The sequence below is a fragment of the Pseudomonas sp. NPDC089758 genome, assembly GCF_044748705.1.
GTDB lineage: Bacteria > Pseudomonadota > Gammaproteobacteria > Pseudomonadales > Pseudomonadaceae > Aquipseudomonas > Aquipseudomonas putida_X.
The window spans coordinates 40,961-59,987 of the sequence record NZ_JBIVGN010000019.1; the positions used below are offsets into that span (position 1 = coordinate 40,961).

Sequence of the window (19,027 nt, forward strand, 5' to 3'; positions counted from 1 at the left end):
CTGTAGCCAAGGCGGCGGATGGTTGCGCCAAGCGCAACCACCTGCCCTGCCCTGGCCTGGTCCCCACCAAGGCCCTGTGGGCGAGCCCCCAGGCAGGGCCTCAGCCCGTGTTGCGCAGGCCTGCGGCGATCCCTGCAACGGTCACCAGCAGGGCCTGCTCCAACGGGCTGTCCAGAGCGGCTTCGCGGCTGCGCGAGCGCGCCAGCAGCTCGGCCTGGAGCCGGTGCAGCGGGTCCAGGTAGGTGTTGCGCAGGCTGATGAATTCCAGGGTTTCCGGGCTGTGCGCCAGTAGCACCTGTTGGCCGGTGAGGGCCAGTACCACCTGACAGGACTGCGACAATAGGTCGCGCAGGTGTGCACCTAAAGGAAGCAATTCCGGTTGCACCAGACGTTCGTCGTAGGCCTCGGCAATTTGTGCATCCGCTTTGGCCAGGACCATCTCCAGCATGTCGATGCGGGTACGAAAGAACGGCCACTGTTCACGCATCTGCGCCAGCAACTCACCCTGCCCCCGTGCCAGTGCATTGCCCAATGCGGTCTCCCAGCCCAACCAGGCCGGCAGCATCAGACGCGTCTGCGTCCAGCCGAAGATCCATGGAATGGCCCGCAGGCTTTCGATTCCACCGGCACGGCGCTTGGCCGGGCGGCTGCCCAGCGGCAGACGCCCCAGTTCCTGTTCGGGTGTGGACTGGCGGAAATACTCGACGAAGTCCGGGTTCTCCCGCACCACACCGCGGTAAGCCTTGACCCCATCGGCAGCCAGTTGGCCCATCAAGGCGCGCCAGGCCGGCTCCGGGGGTGGCGGCGGCAGCAAGGTGGCTTCCAGCACCGCCGCCAGGTACAGGTTTAGGTTCTGCTCGGCGATGCCTGGCAAACCAAACTTGAAGCGGATCATCTCGCCTTGCTCGGTAGTGCGGAACCGCCCCGCCACCGACCCCGGTGGTTGCGACAGGATCGCCGCATGCGCCGGGCCACCGCCGCGGCCGACTGTGCCACCGCGGCCATGGAACAGCAGCAGTTCGACCTGATGCTCACGGCAGATGCGCACCAGGTTTTCCTGCGCCCGGTATTGGGCCCAGGCCGCGGCAGTGGTCCCGGCGTCCTTGGCCGAATCGGAGTAGCCGATCATCACTTCCTGCGGCCCGCGCAAGCCCGCGCGGTAGCCCGGCAGGCCGAGCAGCCGCTCCATCACAGGGCCCGCGTTGTCCAGGTCGGCGAGGGTTTCGAACAGCGGCACGACCCGCATCGGCCGGGTCAGGCCCGCTTCCTTGAGCAGCAATTGCACCGCCAGCACGTCCGATGCCGCGCCGGCCATGGAGATCACATAAGAACCGAGCGACGCACCCGGCGCCGCAGCGATTTCGCGACAGGTGGCAAGCACTTCGGCAGTGTCCGCCTGGGGCATGAAGTGGGCCGGCAGCAAAGGCCGGCGGTTTTTCAGTTCGGCCTGCAGGAAGGCGATACGCTTGTCTTCATCCCAGTCCGCATAGCTGCCCATGCCCAGATAGTCGGTGATCTCCGACAGTGCGTCGCGGTGTCGGGCGGCATCCTGGCGCACGTCCAGCCGCCCCAGGAACAGGCCGAATGTCACGGCACGTCGCAGGCTGTCGAGCAATGGCCCATCGGCGATCACGCCCATGCCGCATTCGTGCAGGGACTGGTAGCACAGCTCCAGCGGCGCGATCAGGTCACGGTTGTCCACCAGCACCTCGGCACTGGCCGGCTGGGTTGCGGTGAGCGACGCATGGGCCCAGGCGCGCGTCGCCCGCAAGCGGTCACGCAAGCGCTTGAGAACGGCGCGGTACGGTTCAGGGGTGTCCCCTACCCGCTCGCGCACAGCGCTGCTGGCTTGCTGCATGGACAGCTCCGCGGCCAGCGCGTCGACATCGCGCAGGAACAGGTCGGCCGCCATCCAGCGCGCCAGCAGCAACACTTCGCGGGTCACGGCGGCGGTCACATTGGGGTTGCCATCACGGTCGCCACCCATCCAGGAGGCAAAGCGCACAGGGGCCGCTTCCAGTGGCAGGCGCAGGCCAGTGGCGTCGAACAGCGCCTTGTCCACCTTGCGCAAGTGGCTGGGAATGGCATGCCACAGGGAGTGTTCGATCACCGCGAAGCCCCATTTGGCTTCGTCTACCGGCGTTGGCCGGGTGCGGCGGATTTCTTCAGTGTGCCAGGCCTCAGCGATCAACCGGCGCAGGCGCTCGCGTACCTGCTGGCGCTCGACCGGGGTCAGGTCGCGATGGTCCTGCGCGGCCAGCTGGCCGGCAATGGCATCGTACTTCTGGATCAGCGTGCGGCGTGCCACTTCGGTCGGGTGCGCGGTGAGCACCAACTGGATGTCGAGCTTGGCCAACTGCCTGGCCAGGGCATCGTCCTTGTGCCCGGCCTGCTTGAGACGCGTCAGCAGCTCAGGCAGCACCCGCGCCTCGAAAGGTTCTGGCTGCTCGGCGTCGCGGCGGCGGATCAACTGGTACTGCTCAGCCATGTTGGCCAGGTTGAGAAACTGGTTGAAGGCACGCGCCACCGGCAGCAAGTCGTCCTCGCCCAGGTTCGCCAACGTAGAGCTCAGCTGTTCGCCGGCGCTACGCCGGTCCGCCTTGGCGCTATGACGAATGTCCTCGATCTTCTGCACGAACGCGTCACCGTGCTGCTGGCGTATGGTTTCGCCCAGCAAATCCCCCAACACATGGACATCTTCACGCAAGCGCACATCGATATCAGTCATTGGCCCTCTCTTCGGCACGGCTCGCCCGCGCTCTGCTCCGGAAACAGCACTGGCCCAAGAGTGCCCATAGCAGGGCAGCCATGGCAAGCCATGACCGGTAAAGCAAACTAAAGTAAACACGTAGCAGTCCGATGCAGTGCAGCCTTTTCAAGGCGTTGACAGAGGTCATCATGAAAATCCGCGAACTCGCCCAGCACTGGGAACAGAATGCCGCCGGCGCCCTGAGCCCGACCGGCCATACCTTGCACCTTGACCTGGAATCGGAGGCGCGCCTGGCGGCGCTCATCGACATGTACCCCAAGCGCACCGCCGAGGAGTTGCTCGGTGAACTGGTCGCAGCGGCGCTTGAGGAGCTTGAGGCCAGCTTCCCCTACGTGCAGGGCAACAAGGTCATTTCCACCGACGAAGAAGGCGACCCGTTGTACGAGGACATAGGCTCCACCCCGCGCTTTCTGGCGCTTTCACGGCGCCATCTGCACACGCTCAGCCACCCCGGCGAGAACAGCGGAAACTGACGTGCCAGCCCCCGTTCCGGGCTGCCCTCCAGCCCGGAATACCGCTTCTGACAGTGGAAGTTCCGCCCCCATACCACTGACCGATCAGTCAGAAATAGTTGGCATTTTTTTCTGAACTATTCAAAAAACGACTCAGTCACAGCCAATAGCCATCACGCTAAAACCCTGCACACAGTCGTTGTGCACCCTTGAGCTGACACACACGGCGATGCCAGGGATTGAGCGATGGGATGGACTGCTACGGACATCGTCGTTATCAGGAGTGATCCAATGGAGCTGACCACCATGAAGACCCGCACTTCGAAACTCTCCTCAACTCATGTGCGCGGGCTCAAGCTGGCCGCGCTGGCCCTGGGCAGTAGCCTGGTCCTGGCCGGCTGTGCAGGTAACCCGCCCACCGAGCAATATGCCGTCACCGAATCCGCCGTGAACTCCGCCGTCAGCGCTGGCGGTACCGAGTTTGCCGCCGTTGAAATGAAAGCGGCGCAGGACAAGTTCAAGCAGGCCGAAATCGCCATGCACGACAAGAACTACGAGCAAGCCAAGCGTCTGGCCGAGCAGGCCGAATGGGATGCTCGCCTCGCCGAACGCAAAGCCCAGGCAGCCAAAGCCCAGAAGGCCGTGCAGGACGCCCGCCAAGGCGTTCAAGACGTACGTCAGGAAGGCCTGCGTAGCGTTCAGTGAACGCTGCCCAACCTGCCTTAGCCTTCGCACTCGATCAAAGGATGAACACTATGCGCAAACACGTCATGATTCCCGCCCTGCTGGCCCTGAGCGTCGGTCTCGCTGCCTGCTCGCACGACCCGAATGCCAACCTGGAGTCGGCCCGCACCAACTTCTCCTCGCTGCAGAGCGACCCGCAGGCGAGCAAGGTCGCAGCCCTTGAAACCAAGGACGCACAGGACTGGCTGAACAAGGCCGACAAGGCCTACATGGAGCGGGAAGACAGCGAGAAAGTCGACCAGCTGGCCTACCTGACCAACCAGCGCGTTGAAGTGGCCAAGCAGACCATTGCCCTGCGCACGGCCGAAAACGAGCTGAAAAACGCGGCGGCCCAACGTGCCCAAGCCAAGCTCGATGCCCGCGACGCGCAGATCGCCAAGCTTCAGGACAGCCTGAACGCCAAACAGACCGACCGCGGTACGCTGGTGACCTTCGGCGATGTTCTGTTCGACTTCAACAAAGCCGAACTCAAGAGCAGCGCCTACCCTAACGTGACCAAGCTGGCCCAGTTCCTTCAGCAAAACCCTGAGCGCAAGGTCATCGTAGAGGGCTACACCGACAGCGTCGGTTCGGCCAGCTACAACCAGTCCCTGTCCGAACGTCGCGCCGGTGCTGTACGCATGGCGCTGGTACGTGCAGGCGTGGACCCTGCGCGCATCGTCGCCCAGGGCTACGGCAAGGAGTACCCGGTTGCTGACAACTCCAGCAACTCGGGCCGTGCGCAGAACCGCCGGGTGGAGGTGACCATCTCCAACGACAACCAGCCGGTAGCGCCGCGCTCGGTGAGCCAAGTGCAGTAACGCTCACAGGCCGCTAAAAAGAACCCCGCCTTCATGGCGGGGTTCTTCATTTTTGATCATTGGCTGGAACGGGTCATTGCACGCGTTGCGGGGTTTGTTCACCCATGCAGCGCACCGCACGCTTGCGGTTGTCGACCAGTACCCCGGTAAGGCCCTTCTGCGCTGTGTCGAACAGTACCAGCACACCATCTACACACTGCGCCACCTGCGGCGCAGGGTCGAGGGACACCTTGTAATCCTCGCCGGGAACGGTCTTGAGCATGGTGAAATCCTGCAGCAACAGCGCGTCTTCCGGCTTGGCGAAATGCAGGTAGCCGTAGTACCACAGAGCCCCCACCGTCACGATGATGCTGCCGACACCGGTCAGGATCAGCGGGATGGCGTTGCGTTCTTCACTCATTGCTTACTCTTCTCGTCGGGGTAGTTGGGCACTTCGGCCAGCCGCCGCAGGCCGTTGAAATGGCTGGGATCATCAAGAAAACGCAGCATCACCTGGCGCCAGACCGGGTCGGCAAAGGTCTGCACGTGGCCGCCACGGGTCAACTGCAGCACCCTTGGAGGCGGTGCGTGCTGGTAGAGGCGGATGCCGTTGTCCATGGGTACCAGGTTGTCGTCGATGCTATGGAAGAACAGTTTGGGTGGGCTGCTCAGGCGCTCGACGGAACGGATCGCGCTGTCGCCATCGGGTACCAGCCAGGACAACGGCACCTGCAAGGGCCAGGTCAACCATGATGTGCTCAGCGCAAAGCGCCCGACGTCACGGTAACTGGCCGGTACGCCATCGAACACCAGTGCGCTGAAGCGCTGGCGCTGCTCGGGGTGGGCTGCCAGATAATGGATGGCCATTGCCCCACCGAGGCTCTGCCCCAGCAGTACCAGGGGTTTACCCTTGACCTCGGGGGCCTGGTCGAGCCATGCCATGGCCGCTGCGATGTCGTTGTAGACCTGCGGCAAACCGGGCTTACCCTCAGACAGGCCATAGCCCCGGTAATCGATCATCAGCACCTGATAACCCTGCTCCGGCAGCCAGTAGCTACCGCCCAGGTGCCCCGCCAGGTTGCCGCCATTGCCGTGCAAGTGCAGCACCGTGCCCTTGACCTCGACACCGGCCTTGGCCGGCAGCCACCAGCCATGCAGGCGAACGCCGTCGGCGGTGGTCAGGGTGACATCGCGGTACTGCAGCTTGGCACGCTCGGGCGTGAACGGCTGGCCCGGCTCCGGGTAGAACAACAGGCTGCTGCAGCCGCCCAGGCCCAGCAGCGCCAAGCCCAGGACCAGGCAGCGGCAGCGCTCAAAGAATGTTCGCGTAGTCGGCTTCAATGCGATCCAGGCTCAGGTGGTTGAGGAAGTTGGAGAAGCACATCCAGGCCGACAGGGCATTGAGGTCGCGGAACTGCTCCGGCAGGTACTTGGGCGGTTCCACCAGGCCTTCTTCGACCAATTGACGCAAGGTGCGCATGTCCTCGAGGGTAGTCTTGCCGCAGAACAGCAGCGGAATCTGCTCTAGCTTGCCCTTTCTCACGGCCAACTGAATGTAGTTGTAAACCATGATGAAACCCTTGAGGTAGGACAAGTCCTTGGTAAATGGCAGACCATCGGGCACCGACCCGCGGAATACCCGGCTTGCATTGCTGTAGCTTTGCGCCATTTCGAAACCCTGGGCGCGGAAGAACTCGAAGACCTGAAGAAAATCGGCGCCCTCTTCGACCATGTGGATGGCGCGCGTGCGGTTGGTGAGTTTGCGCAGGCGGCTGGGGTACGAGGCGAAGGCGATCACCTCCATGAGAATCGCCAAGCCCTCCTGCGTCACCGTCGATGAAGGCGGGCCCTTGGCCAGGAAGGTGCAGATCGGCTGGTTCAGGCCGTTGAGCGTGGTGCCCACATGCACCAGCCCCTCGTGCACTTCCAGCGCGCGCACATCACGGCTGTTGAACATGGCGTCGGCGCGCACCTTGATATAGTCGGCACCGGCCGCTGCATCGGCGACGATTCCGTCCGACTCAAACACCCGGATGGTCTCTTCAGCCTCGCCGAACACCTTGTTCAGGCGATGCTGGAGGATATCCACGGTCTCTTTGGCAGTGATGTTCTTCGGCTCGTCCTTGAGGTCACCACGGCCGTCGATGTTGTTCAGGTAATCGGAAAGCATCAGGCCGAGGTCGGCCAGGGTCGGGTCGCCAGCGTGGAAGGCATCGGACGCCGCGCCATAGAGTTCCTGGGAGATCAGGCCGAAATCCTCGGTGCCGCGTGCCTCGAGCATGCGCACCACCATGCGGTACTCCTTGCACATGCGCCGCATGATCTGCCCCACCGGGTTGAACTGCCCCAATTGCCGGGTGATGTCGCGCTCGATGCTCTGGAACTCGGCCTTGACCGCACTTGAATCGAACGACAGCGGCCGCGACTGGTAATAGGCGCGGTCCACGGCCGGGGGCTCTTTGCCCTTGGCCTTCAGAAAGCCTTGGCGGATGCTGTCGTCCCATTTGACCGCGTCGAGCACTCGGATCGGGGTCTGCGCGGTGACGATGCGATCGGACAGTGCGCGAATGGTCTGCTGGTACTCGTCCAACGGGGAACTCCTTTCTAGAACAAGGCACCTGTACTGGCCCTAGCCTCGGCACGCCGGCGCTAGGGCCTGCACGGTCATTTGCCGACTCGCTGGAAGCGTGCCACCTCGACGAACAGGTCGGAGTTGGCCGGGTCATCCAGGTAGGCCAGCACCCGCGCTGAAGGGCTGTCGATCAACACGCCCTCGCCATTGTCCTCCGGCACCTCGGTACTACGCCCGCTCAGCTCTTTTTTCTCCAGCGCCTGCTGCACCTGTTCTACATCAAGGTTGTAGATGACCAGCTCCTTGCCATCGACGATATCGAAACCGCCAATCAGGAAATGGCCGCCCAGGCGTTTGGGGACACCAGCAGACAGGTACCAGCGGTTGCCGTGGCGTGACACGGTGAATACGTACTCTTCGGGCTTCTTGCCTTTGGCAGTGGCCACGGCCTTGTAGGCATCGGCGCCACTGCGGCTGATGACCATCTTGAGTGGCTCGCCCCAGGCGTCCTTGCTGCTCCACGTGCCGAGCAGGGTTTTGGGCGCCGCCTGATTGCTCGGCAATGGCTCATGGAAGGTCACCAGACAACCGCCCAGCACGAGGAATGACAACGTCAACAACACCACACGCCAGGCTTTCATCAAGTTCTCCTTGAAAGTTCGTTCTCGGCTCAGCCCGATGCCAGCACCAGGTGCAGGTAACGGGTAAGCATAGCGAGCATCTGCCCATCGGCTTGCGCATCGGCATCCTTGAGCAGGCCCTGATATTCCATCTGCTCGATGATCGCCGTCAACATCTGGGCATCCTGTTCCGGTTGCTGCGAACCGACCACCTGCAACAGCTGGCGCGTGCCATGCAGCAGGATCTGTTCGTGGGCACACACCAACTCGGCCAGGCGCGGGCACAGCAGCGCCTCCTGACGGAAGGCCTGCTCCGCCATCAGGAAGTCGCGGCGGGTGACCAACTGACGGGAAACGTAGTCGGCAGTCATCTGCGCCACTTCGTCAGCCAGGCGCGCCCTTGATTGCGCACTGCCATCCCCCTGGGCAAGCAGCTGGCGCAGCACCACTTCGGTATTGGCCCACAGCTTGGCCATGTAGGCGGCACTGCGTTCGACGTATTGGGCGAAGGTATCGGTGAGCAGGTCCTCGATATCCTTGAAATAGTAGGTGGTGGCCGACAGCGGCACACCGGCTTCGGCGGCAACGGCACGGTGGCGCACGCCACGCACACCATCACGCACGACAATGCGCATGGCGGCGTCGAGGATCAACTGGCGGCGCTGTTCGCTGCCTTGGCGGGCGGTCTTGCGACCCTGGTATTGCACGCTTTCGGCGACGGCGGTGGCAATGCCGGCGGCGCCTTGCTGGGCCATTGCGGGGGTCACGGGTGTACCTCATCGATCTTGGGGGTGACTGCACCGGCCCTATCGCCGGCAAGCCGGCTTCCACAACGTGCACTGCCCAACGACATTGGATGGGTGTCCAACGTCCGGGGGCCGCCCAAACACCCCGCGCTGTTCAAGCGCAGTGCGGTTTCTGTGGGAGCCGGCTTGCCAGCGAAGGGGCTCTGACAAACAAAATAAGGCTTCAGGCAATAAAAAGCCGCCCCGAAAGGCGGCTTGTTCAATCCACTCAGGCCTGTGGGCGCATGTGCGGGAACAGGATCACGTCGCGAATCGACGGCGAGTTGGTCAGCAGCATCACCAGGCGATCGATGCCGATACCTTCACCGGCAGTCGGTGGCATGCCGTACTCCAGGGCGCGAACGAAGTCGGCATCGTAGTGCATGGCTTCGTCATCACCGGCGTCCTTCTCGGCCACCTGGGCCAGGAAACGCTCTGCCTGGTCCTCGGCGTCATTGAGCTCGGAGTAGGCGTTGGCGATCTCGCGGCCACCGATGAACAGCTCGAAGCGGTCGGTCACGGCCGGGTTGTCGTCGTTGCGACGGGCCAGCGGCGACACTTCGAACGGGTATTCGGTGATGAAGTGCGGCTGCTCCAGCTTGTGCTCGACCAGCTCTTCGAAAATCATCACCTGCAGCTTGCCCAGGCCTTCGTGGCCCAGCACCTTGGCACCGGCTTTCTTGGCGATGTCGCGGGCCCGCTCGACATCCTGAAGGTCCGCTGCGGTCAGCTCCGGGTTGTACTTGAGGATCGAATCGAACACCGACAAGCGCACGAACGGCTCACCAAAGTGGAAGACCTTGTCGCCATACGGCACATCGGTGCTGCCCAACACCAGCTGGGCAAGCTCGCGGAACAGCTCCTCGGTGAGGTCCATGTTGTCGCGGTAGTCAGCGTAGGCCTGGTAGAACTCGAGCATGGTGAACTCGGGGTTGTGCCGGGTCGAAACGCCTTCGTTACGGAAGTTGCGGTTGATCTCGAACACCTTCTCGAAACCACCGACCACCAGGCGCTTGAGGTACAGCTCCGGCGCGATACGCAGGAACATGGCCATGTCCAGGGCGTTATGGTGGGTTTCGAACGGTTTGGCCGCGGCGCCTCCAGGGATGGTCTGCAGCATCGGCGTTTCGACTTCGAGGAAGTCGCGGTCGATGAGGAACTTGCGGATGTGCGAGATCACCTGCGAACGCACACGGAAGGTGTGGCGGGTTTCTTCGTTGACCATCAGGTCGACATAACGCTGGCGGTAGCGCTGCTCGGTGTCGGTCAGGCCGTGGTGCTTGTCCGGCAGTGGGCGCAGCGACTTGGTCAGCAGGCGTACGTTGGTCATCTCGACGTACAGGTCGCCCTTGCCGGAACGGGCCAAGGTGCCTTCGGCGGCGATGATGTCGCCCAGGTCCCAGGTCTTGACCGCGGCCAGGGTTTGCTCCGGCAGGGTCTTGCGGTTGACGTAGACCTGGATGCGCCCGGTCATGTCCTGGATGACCATGAACGAGCCACGGTTGAGCATGATGCGACCGGCAACCTTGACCGGGATCGCTGCCGCTTCCAGCTCTTCCTTGGTCTTGTCCGCGTACTGTTTCTGCAGGTCGTTGCAGTAGCTGTCGCGGCGGAAGTCGTTGGGGAAGGCCTGACCCTTCTCGCGCTCGGCAGCAAGCTTTTCCTTGCGCAGGGCGATCAGGGTGTTTTCTTCCTGTTGCAGGTCTTGCGATTCGGTCTTGAGGTCGCTCATGTCGTCATTCTTTCCATCAGGTATTCGTTGCCCTTTTCGGGCAGGGCACGCGATGCCGGCGTACAGGCATCGCGGCGGTGGTGTGCGGCTTACAGCCCCTGCTTGAGGCTCGCTTCCAGGTACTGGTCGATGTCGCCATCGAGCACCTTGTTGCAGTCGCTGCGCTCGACGCCGGTACGCAGGTCCTTGATGCGCGAGTCATCGAGCACGTAGGAGCGGATCTGGTGGCCCCAGCCGATGTCCGACTTGCTGTCTTCCAACGCCTGGGAAGCGGCGTTGCGCTTCTGCATTTCCAGCTCGTACAACTTGGCCCGCAGCATTTTCATGGCGGTGTCCTTGTTGGCATGCTGGGAGCGTTCGTTCTGGCACGCCACCACGGTGTTGGTCGGCACGTGGGTGATACGCACCGCAGAGTCGGTGGTGTTCACGTGCTGACCACCGGCACCGGAGGAGCGGTAGGTGTCGATACGCAGGTCGGACGGGTTGATATCGATCTCGACCTTGTCGTCGATCTCGGGCGACACGAACACCGCCGAGAACGAGGTGTGGCGACGGGCGCCGGAGTCGAACGGGCTCTTGCGCACCAGGCGGTGCACGCCGATTTCGGTGCGCAGCCAGCCGAAGGCGTACTCGCCCTTGATGTGCACGGTGGCGCCCTTGATGCCGGCGACTTCGCCTTCGGACAGCTCGATGATGGTGGCATCGAAGCCGCGCTTGTCGGCCCAGCGCAGGTACATGCGCAGCAGGATGTTGGCCCAGTCCTGCGCTTCGGTACCGCCGGAACCTGCCTGGATGTCCAGGTAGGCGTTGTTCATGTCCATCTCGCCGCTGAACATGCGACGGAACTCAAGCTGGGCCAGGTTTTCTTCCAGGCCTTCCAGCTCGGTCACGACATCGCTGACGGCGCCTTCGTCATTTTCCTCGACAGCCATGTCGAGCAGGTCCTTGCAGTCCCCCAGGCCACCGGACAGCTTGTCCAGGGTCTCGACGACCTGCGCCAGCATGGCGCGCTCGCGGCCCAGGGCCTGGGCGTACTCAGGCTTGTTCCAGACGTTGGGGTCTTCCAGCTCGCGGTTGACTTCGATCAGGCGGTCATGCTTTTGATCGTAGTCAAAGATACCCCCGAATGGACTGGGAGCGTTCGGTGAGGTCCTTGATGGTGTTCAGGATCGGTTGGATTTCCATGGGCGCGGGGCTCTCGTACGAATTCGGTGAAAAGCCCGCGAGTATAACCCATACAGCCAAGCACGGCAGCCCGTTGAGCAGCCCGCACAGCGCCGGATCATGACCGCGCGTGATTTCCTGGCAATTCTGCCAGTAGCCCCCAGGCGTCGAGCCACGCAAGACTTGCCCTCAGGCATGCGGATCGTCCGCCGCCTCAATGGGAGCAATGAAAATGAGTGATGACTTTGACCGCGCATTGAAAATGCTGGAGGGGTTCGAAATTCTGCCTCCAGAATTCACGAACGCCGTGAACGACACGCTAGAGTTCGACCCAGCGCCCGCCCGTAACCCTGTAAAAGTACATTACCCGGGGTTGAAGGAAGAGATTCCCGGGCTCGAAAGCGTCACCGTCGGGTGTTACGGCGATAATTGGGGAACGGGACGATCACCTGCAGACCCCCGACGCGAAGAGACCGTTGAAGGCTATGTACCCGGCGCCGTCCTGAAAGAGGCCGCGAGCTACAGAATTTGGGCGGTCGTCAGGTTCAAGATCACAGGCGAAGAAACGGAGCTCATCGTCCGCTCTGCGGACCGCACTTACAGCCTCAAGAGAAAAGCCGCCAAGTAAACTTGACTGGCGGCTACCCCGCTCGTGCCAGCCAAGCCCTTATGCGATACCCACTTTGTTCCGACCACTGTTCTTGGCCAGGTACAAGCCTTTGTCGGCAGCGGATATAAGCTGCCGGCAATGGCTGCCCACAGCCGGGGTCTGCGTCGCCAGGCCAATGCTCACGGTCAGGCGCGAATCGTCGTGCGGCGCGGTATGCGGGATATCCAGGCCATGTACGGTCTGACGCAGTTTCTCCGCGACCAGCCGCGCCCCGCCCGGGGAGGTGTTGGGCAATACCAGCGCGAACTCCTCTCCACCGTAGCGCGCCGGCAGGTCGGTAGGCCGTGAACACGAACCGCGAATGGCCTGTGCCACCTTGCGCAGCGCCTCATCGCCGGCCAGGTGCCCGAAGCTGTCGTTGTAGACCTTGAAATAGTCGACATCGATCATCAGCAGCGACAACTGCTGTTGCTCACGCATGGCCCGGCGCCACTCCAGCTCCAGGTACTCATCGAAATGGCGGCGGTTGGACAGCCCGGTGAGGCCATCGGAGTTCATCAGGCGCTGCAGCATCAGGTTGGTATCGAGCAATTGCTGCTGGCTCACGCGCAATGCCCGGTAGGCCTCGTCACGTTGCAGCAGGGTCAGGTACGAGCGCGAGTGGTAGCGGATGCGGGCCACCAGTTCGATGGTGTCCGGCAACTTGACCAGGTAGTCGTTGGCCCCGGCAGCGAAGGCGGCACTCTTGACCAGAGGGTCTTCCTTGGTCGACAGCACGATGATCGGGATGTCCCGGGTAGCCGGATTGTTGCGGTATTCGCGCACCAGGGTCAGGCCGTCGAGGCCCGGCATGATCAGGTCCTGGAGGATCACCGTGGGCTTGATGCGCATGGCCTGGGCCACGGCCTGATGGGGGTCGGCGCAGAAATGGAAATCGATGTTTTCCTCTTGGGCCAGGCCACGCCGCACCGCTTCACCGATCATCGCCTGATCGTCGACCAGCAACACCATCGCCGAATTTTCATTGGCGGTCGCAAACCCTTCGATCGGTAGATCAATCATCCCTTTTCACCTGATCACGGCCGCAGGAGCGGTGTGACTCAATACATATCGTCATTGTGCAAAGATTTCCATCAAGCGCCCGGCGATTCGTTCCAGCGGACGGATTTCCACCGCTGCATCGATTGCCGCGGCGGCTTTGGGCATACCGTAGACTGCGCTGCTTGACTGGTCCTGAGCAATGGTCAGGAAACCTTGCTGGCGCATCATTTTCAAGCCTTGGGCACCATCGCGCCCCATGCCGGTGAGCAGCACGCCCACCGCCTGCCCGCGCCAATAGCGCGCCACACTCTCGAAGAAGACATCGATCGAGGGCCGGTAGATCTCGTTGACAGGTTCGGCAGTGTAGGCCAACTGGCCGTTGTGCAGCAGGCGTATATGGTGGTTGGTGCCCGCCAGCAGGACCTGCCCGGGCTGCGGCGGTTCGCCTTCACGGGCCAGGCGCACCGGCATGCCACAGGCACTGCCAAGCCACTCGGCCATGCCGGCAGCGAACACTTGGTCAACATGCTGGACTAGCACGATGGATGCCGGAAACCCCTTGGGCAACCCTTTCAACAGTACCTCGAGGGCCGCAGGCCCCCCGGCCGAAGAGCCGATCGCCACCAGGCCGCGGCGCTGGGCGGCGTCGCGTAAAGGCGCGGCGACCGGTTTGGTCGCGCTGGGCCGCTGTTGGCCGATCAACCAGCTGATGTTGAGGATCTTGCGCAGCAACGGGGCCGCTGCCTCCCGCGCATCACCCGCGCCAAGCGCCGGGGTGTCGACCACATCCAGGGCCCCGTGGCCCATGGCCTCGAACACGCGGTGCACGTTCTGCTTGCGGTCGACGGTGACGATGACGATGGCACACGGCGTTTCGGCCATGATCTGCCGGGTCGCTTCCACCCCATCCATCACCGGCATGATGAGGTCCATGAGTATCAGGTCGGGGGTTGCCTGGGCACACTGGCGCACGGCCTCGGCGCCATTGCTGGCCACCCAGATCACCTCATGCGCAGGCTCCAGGGCCAGGGCCCGGCGCAACGCTTCTACCGCCAGGGGCATGTCGTTGACGATGGCGATCTTCATCCTTGAGCACCTCCGATCAGTTCGATCACAGCATCGATCAACGCATCGTCGTGGAAACTGGCTTTTGCCAAATAGTAGTCGGCGCCAGCGTCCAGGCCCCGCCGTCGATCTTCTTCGCGGTCCTTGTACGACACCACCATCACCGGCAGCGACTGCAGCCGCTGGTCACGGCGCACCAATGTGACCAGCTCGATACCGTCCATGCGCGGCATGTCGATGTCGGTGATCAGCAGGTCGAAATCCTCGCTACGCAGTGCGTTCCAACCGTCCATGCCGTCGACCGCCACGGCCACCTCGAAGCCGCGGTTACTCAGCAGCTTGCGTTGCAGCTCGCGTACGGTGAGCGAGTCGTCGACAACCAGAATGCGCTTGCGGCTGGCACCACGGCCGGCCTGCACGCCGCGCTCGATGCGCTCCAGGCGGCCGGTGCTGAGCAGCTTCTCGACCGAGCGCAGCACGTCTTCGACATCGACGATCAACACCACTGAACCATCGTCCAGCAGCGCCCCCGCAGAAATGTCCTGGACCTTGCCCAGCCGTGCATCGAGCGGCATCACTACCAGCACCCGCTCACCGATCAGCCGCTCCACGGCCACACCGTACAGCTGTTCACGTTCGCGGATCACCACCACCGGCAAACCGCTTTCATCACCTTGCACGGCGGGCCGGTTGAGCAACTGGCTGGCCGCCACCAGGCCGATATGCCGGCCCTCATGCCAAAAATGCTGCCGCCCCTCGATTTGCACGATCTGCTCGGCCGTCACTTCCACGGTGCGCTCGATATGCGCCAGCGGGAACGCATAAGCCTCACCGCCGACCTCCACCACGAGGCTGCGTACCACCGAAAGCGTCAACGGCACTTCAAGATGGAAACGGCAGCCCTGGCCGGCCTGCTGGGTCAGCTCGATCGAGCCGCGCAGGTCCCGCACAAGATGCTGCACCGCGTCCAGGCCGACGCCACGGCCGGAGACCTCGGTTACCTTGTCGCGCATGCTGAAGCCCGGCAGGAACAGGAAGGTCAGCAGCTCCGCCTCGCTCATCTGCGCCACGGTATCGGCCGGGGACAGGCCGCGCTGAACGATACTGCGCTGTAGCTGTTGCAGGTCGATACCGGCGCCGTCATCGCTCAGTTCAAGGACCAACAGGCCGGCATGATGGGAGGCCCGCAGGCGCACTGCGCCTTCTGGCGGTTTGCCCGCCAGCAATCGTTGCTCAGGCAGTTCGATACCATGGTCGACTGCATTGCGCAGCAGGTGGGTCAGCGGCGCTTCGAGCTTTTCCAGTACATCACGGTCGACCTGGGTCTTTTCACCGTCTATCTGCAGACGCACCTGTTTGCCCAGCGAGCGGCCCAGGTCCCGCACCATACGGCTCTGGCCGGTAAGCACATCGGCAAACGGGCGCATGCGGCAGGCCAAGGCCGTGTCGTACAGCAACTGGGCGCGCTGGCTGGCCTGCCAGCCGAATTCGTCGAGGTCGGCGGTCTGCTGCTGCAGGATCTGCTGGGTTTCCAGCAACAACCGTTGCGTCTGGGCCAGTGCCTCGAGCACCAGCAGGCTCTGGCCGCTGCCTTCCAATTGGGCTTTCAGGCCATCGAGGGCGCGCATGCCTTGGCCGTGCATGCGCTTGAGGCGCTGCAGCGTGGCCAGGTAGGGTTTGAGGCGCTGAGTCTCGACCAGCGACTTGCTCGACAAGTCGAGCAGGCTGTTGAGTCGATCGGCGGTTACCCGCAACACCCGCTCGCCACCTGGTGCGCTGCGTTTGCCTGTTTTGCGCGGCACAAGCGGCTCTGCTTCTGGCTCAGGCTCGGCAGTGATCGGGTCGGCCGCAGCTAATGGTTTGTGCAGCGGCTCCGTGGCAGGCGCAGGTGCACTGGAAGGGCCCAGCAGGCCAGACATCTGGGCCAGAAAACCGGGTACCGCGCCCTCCCCGGCGGGGTCACCGGGTGTGGCGACATGCAGCAACAGGTCGGTCCCGCGCAGCAAGGCGTCGATATGTTCAGCGCGCAGCAGCAGCCGGCCTTCCTGGGCCGCTACCAGGCAATCTTCCATCACATGGGCCACGCTGACGCCGTCGTCGATGCCAACGATGCGCGCAGCCCCTTTCAAAGAGTGTGCAGCACGCATGCAGGCTTCCAGCTGATCGGCCTGGGTCGGGTCACGCTCCAGTGCCATCAGCCCGGTGATGAGCACCTGGGTCTGAGCTTCCGCTTCCAGGCTGAACAGCTCGAGCAACGATGCGTCGCGCATTTGCTCAGGGGTCATGACAGGCTCCGCTGCACGGCAGACAGTAGTTGTTGATCATCCAGCACACGCACGCTGCGACCGCGCCACTGCAGCACGGCGGCGGTGAAGGGTGCGCTATCTTCAGTGCCCCCCGGTAGTGTGGGCTGCAGGCGATGAATACCGTCGATCTCGTCCACCGCCAGCACCACTGGCCCGCCTGCCGCCGCCAGAATCAACATGCGCGGCATCGCCCGGCTGCTGTGCGCAGGCTCGGAGAAGTGCGCCACCCCCAGCAGTTCGCTCAGCGACAGGCACGGCACCAGTGCGCCACGCACATTGGCCACCCCTTGCAGCACTCTGGAGCGCTGATGCGGCAAGGAATGCACCGGCTGCACCGGGGCGATCTCGGCCAGGCAGGCAGTGGCCAGGGCCAGCCACTCCTCCCCCAGACGAAACAGCAGCAGCGAGCGCCCGACGCTGGCCTCGGCCTGCGCCGCCTCCTGCACATGATCGTCCTGGACCAATGCATAGCGGTCCAGCAGACGGGTAGCGGCCGCCGCATGGATTTCACAGTTGCGACAATGGATATGCCTTTCCAGCAGCGGGCATTGCTTGTTGCCGTGCACGCCGATCCGGTTCCAGCAATCGTCGATACGCTCAACGTCCTCGGCGAGCAGTGCAATCGCGTCTTCAACGCTCATCGTTCAGCCCCCCTGCCAGCGCGTGTCGCGCGCTCCTGCAAGCGGCGGGCACCTGCTTCGTCGCCCTGGGCCGCCAGCAACATGGCCAGGTGCAGCAGCGCCTCAGGGTGCTGCGGCTCCAGGTACAGGGCTTTGCGGTAGTGAGTCTGGGCTTGCCGGGCATCGCCTTCGGTATCGCTGAGCAGTCCCAGCCAGTAATACACCTGAGCCGTGGGTTCGAATTGCTGCAGGTAGCGCTGGCAGTTGGCACGCGCTTGCGCGCCCTCCCCGGCGTTGGCCTGCTTCGCGATCAGGGCCAGCAACTCACTGGCGCTCTCGCGCGGCACCGCAGTGGGCGGGGCAACCGGCACCGAGCGCAATGGCCGCAAAATGGGCGCCGGGGCCGGCACGGGGCGGGTCGGTGCGACTGGCACCGGCGGGCTGAGCCGAGGCTGGACTGGCGTCTCCAACGGCTGGCGAACGTAGGCGAACGACTGGGCAATGCCCAGTGGCCGCATCCCCAACCTTGCCAGCAAACTGCCCTCGGCCGGCCCGATGAACAGCACGCCGTGCTCGTGGGTAAGGCGCTTGAGCACCTCGAAGACTCGCTGCTGGGTCGCCACGTCGAAGTAGATCAGCAAATTGCGACAGAACACGAAGTCGTAACAGCCATTACGGCTGCCCAGTGCCGGATCGAGCACGTTGCCCACGGCCAGGTCCACCTGTGCGCGCACCCGCTCATTCAACTCATGGCCCTCGGCAAGCGCATTGAAGTGGCGCTCGCGAAAGCCCAGTTCAGCGCCGCGGAACGAGTTGCGACCGTAGATCGCGTGCACGCCCTTGGCCACCGAGTTGGGGCTGATGTCGATACCGTCGATGCGAAACGCAGCCGGGTTCATCCCCGAATCGAGCAGGGCCATGGCCAGGGAATACGGCTCTTCGCCCGTGGAGCACGGCAGGCTCAGCAAGCGTAGCGGCCGTTCGCCGGCGAGTTCGTGCAGGCGTTTGTGGGCCAGCCCGACCAGCGCGGTAAACGACTCTGGGTAGCGGAAGAACCAGGTCTCCGGGACGATAACCGCTTCGATGAGCGCTTGCTGCTCCTCTGCGGAGCGCTGCAGGTACAGCCAATAGTCGTTCAGGTCTTGAGCATTGACCGCGACACAGCGCTGCTGCAGGGCACGCTCGACCATGGGCACGCCAACCGACTCGACATCCAGGCCGATGCGCGCTTGCAGAAAGCGGAAAAACCGTTGCTCGCTCATGCCGACACCTGCCCCGATGCTGGTGGGAACAGCAGTTCGCGCACAGGATCCGACAGCAAGTCATCGACCTCGATACGCTGCAGCAGGCCATCGGCGTCCTGGCGAACCGGGCCCAGGTAACGCGCTTCGGGGTTGTCCAGCCCATAGGGCTGAAACTCCTCGGCGAGGCAGCGCAAGGTCTCGGTAGCCTGTTCGAGGATCAGCCCCAGTTGATGCTCGCCGCGATAGTGCACCAGCACCAGCCGTGTGCTGGTGCGCGCAGTGGCAGGCTGGCCGAAACTCAGGGCCGACAGGTCGACCACCGGCACCAGCACGCCTCGATGGGCGACAATCCCAGCGACCCAGGCTGGCGCCTGGGCGATCGGCTTGAGTGGCCGGCGCGGCAGCACCTCGATCACCTCGCGCACATCCAGGGCGAAGCGTTGCTCGTTGAGACGAAACAGCAGGTACAGCTTGCCCTTGGCGCTGGCCGTTACTAACGCATGCGAGTACAGGTCACTCATGG

Annotated in this window: 18 protein-coding genes; 4 read left to right on the forward strand and 14 right to left on the reverse strand. The window is 63.5% G+C overall.

Annotated elements, in window-relative coordinates; all coding sequences use genetic code 11:
• Positions 1-100: 100 nt before the first annotated feature.
• Positions 101-2,728, reverse strand: coding sequence for a phosphoenolpyruvate carboxylase (ppc, locus tag ACIPZH_RS22035; RefSeq protein ID WP_400637844.1), 2,628 nt, complete (start codon positions 2,726-2,728; stop codon positions 101-103).
• Between the two features lie 170 nt (positions 2,729-2,898).
• Here ppc and ACIPZH_RS22040 point away from each other — a divergent pair, with 170 nt between their 5' ends.
• From ACIPZH_RS22040 to ACIPZH_RS22050, 3 genes are all read left to right on the forward strand, one after another.
• Positions 2,899-3,243 (forward strand): pilin assembly protein, encoded by a 345-nt coding sequence (locus ACIPZH_RS22040; RefSeq protein WP_400637845.1) that lies wholly within the window; start codon positions 2,899-2,901, stop codon positions 3,241-3,243.
• Positions 3,244-3,513: 270 nt separating this feature from the next.
• Entirely contained in the window at positions 3,514-3,927 is a 414-nt protein-coding gene (locus tag ACIPZH_RS22045; protein ID WP_400626297.1) for a DUF4398 domain-containing protein, read from the forward strand.
• Between the two features lie 50 nt (positions 3,928-3,977).
• Positions 3,978-4,766, forward strand: coding sequence for an OmpA family protein (locus tag ACIPZH_RS22050; RefSeq protein WP_400637847.1), 789 nt, complete (start codon positions 3,978-3,980; stop codon positions 4,764-4,766).
• 73 nt (positions 4,767-4,839) lie between these two features.
• Here ACIPZH_RS22050 and ACIPZH_RS22055 read toward each other — a convergent pair whose 3' ends face one another.
• The 7 genes from ACIPZH_RS22055 to prfB form a co-directional block, all read right to left on the reverse strand.
• On the reverse strand, positions 4,840-5,166 hold the full coding sequence (locus ACIPZH_RS22055) for a hypothetical protein (protein ID WP_267818286.1): 327 nt from the start codon (positions 5,164-5,166) through the stop codon (positions 4,840-4,842).
• Positions 5,163-6,086: an alpha/beta hydrolase gene (locus tag ACIPZH_RS22060; RefSeq protein ID WP_400637848.1), complete on the reverse strand. Its 924-nt coding sequence runs from the start codon at positions 6,084-6,086 to the stop codon at positions 5,163-5,165. The genes ACIPZH_RS22055 and ACIPZH_RS22060 overlap by 4 nt, the downstream gene beginning before the upstream one ends.
• Positions 6,058-7,335 (reverse strand): flavohemoglobin expression-modulating QEGLA motif protein, encoded by a 1,278-nt coding sequence (locus tag ACIPZH_RS22065; protein WP_241804367.1) that lies wholly within the window; start codon positions 7,333-7,335, stop codon positions 6,058-6,060. Before ACIPZH_RS22065 ends, ACIPZH_RS22060 begins: the two co-directional genes overlap by 29 nt.
• A gap of 74 nt (positions 7,336-7,409) precedes the next feature.
• The gene (locus tag ACIPZH_RS22070; protein WP_267818291.1) at positions 7,410-7,958 is read right to left on the reverse strand and encodes a hypothetical protein; all 549 of its coding nucleotides are present in this window, start codon (positions 7,956-7,958) and stop codon (positions 7,410-7,412) included.
• 29 nt (positions 7,959-7,987) lie between these two features.
• On the reverse strand, positions 7,988-8,692 hold the full coding sequence (locus ACIPZH_RS22075) for a TetR/AcrR family transcriptional regulator (protein ID WP_241804437.1): 705 nt from the start codon (positions 8,690-8,692) through the stop codon (positions 7,988-7,990).
• A gap of 259 nt (positions 8,693-8,951) precedes the next feature.
• Positions 8,952-10,454 carry a lysine--tRNA ligase gene (gene lysS / locus ACIPZH_RS22080; RefSeq protein WP_267818293.1) on the reverse strand — a complete coding sequence of 501 codons (1,503 nt, stop codon included), beginning with the start codon at positions 10,452-10,454 and terminating at the stop codon, positions 8,952-8,954.
• 89 nt (positions 10,455-10,543) lie between these two features.
• Positions 10,544-11,639, reverse strand: a protein-coding gene (gene prfB, locus ACIPZH_RS22085) for a peptide chain release factor 2 (RefSeq protein WP_241804364.1) whose coding sequence is annotated in 2 segments (ribosomal slippage) — positions 10,544-11,566 and positions 11,568-11,639 — 1,095 coding nt in all. Because the reading frame shifts where the segments join, the coding sequence is not laid out codon by codon here.
• Positions 11,640-11,850: 211 nt separating this feature from the next.
• On the opposite strand from prfB, the gene ACIPZH_RS22090 reads away from it, so the two are divergent.
• Positions 11,851-12,246, forward strand: coding sequence for a hypothetical protein (locus ACIPZH_RS22090; RefSeq protein ID WP_400637849.1), 396 nt, complete (start codon positions 11,851-11,853; stop codon positions 12,244-12,246).
• A gap of 39 nt (positions 12,247-12,285) precedes the next feature.
• Here the strand turns inward: ACIPZH_RS22090 and wspR are convergent, their stop codons facing one another.
• From wspR to ACIPZH_RS22120, 6 genes are read right to left on the reverse strand one after another with little or no spacing between them, the layout of a single operon-like run.
• The gene (gene wspR, locus ACIPZH_RS22095; RefSeq protein ID WP_241804362.1) at positions 12,286-13,290 is read right to left on the reverse strand and encodes a Wsp signal transduction system regulator diguanylate cyclase WspR; all 1,005 of its coding nucleotides are present in this window, start codon (positions 13,288-13,290) and stop codon (positions 12,286-12,288) included.
• Between the two features lie 51 nt (positions 13,291-13,341).
• A complete protein-coding gene (locus ACIPZH_RS22100) occupies positions 13,342-14,355 on the reverse strand; it encodes a chemotaxis response regulator protein-glutamate methylesterase (RefSeq protein ID WP_241804361.1) in 1,014 nt (337 codons plus the stop codon).
• A complete protein-coding gene (locus ACIPZH_RS22105) occupies positions 14,352-16,619 on the reverse strand; it encodes a hybrid sensor histidine kinase/response regulator (protein ID WP_267818301.1) in 2,268 nt (755 codons plus the stop codon). The genes ACIPZH_RS22100 and ACIPZH_RS22105 overlap by 4 nt, the downstream gene beginning before the upstream one ends.
• Entirely contained in the window at positions 16,616-17,281 is a 666-nt protein-coding gene (locus tag ACIPZH_RS22110) for a chemotaxis protein CheW (RefSeq protein ID WP_400637850.1), read from the reverse strand. Before ACIPZH_RS22110 ends, ACIPZH_RS22105 begins: the two co-directional genes overlap by 4 nt.
• Positions 17,278-18,522, reverse strand: a complete 1,245-nt coding sequence (locus tag ACIPZH_RS22115) for a CheR family methyltransferase (protein WP_400637852.1) — start codon at positions 18,520-18,522, stop codon at positions 17,278-17,280. Before ACIPZH_RS22115 ends, ACIPZH_RS22110 begins: the two co-directional genes overlap by 4 nt.
• Positions 18,519-19,025: a chemotaxis protein CheW gene (locus ACIPZH_RS22120; RefSeq protein WP_400637854.1), complete on the reverse strand. Its 507-nt coding sequence runs from the start codon at positions 19,023-19,025 to the stop codon at positions 18,519-18,521. The genes ACIPZH_RS22115 and ACIPZH_RS22120 overlap by 4 nt, the downstream gene beginning before the upstream one ends.
• Positions 19,026-19,027: the final 2 nt, after the last annotated feature.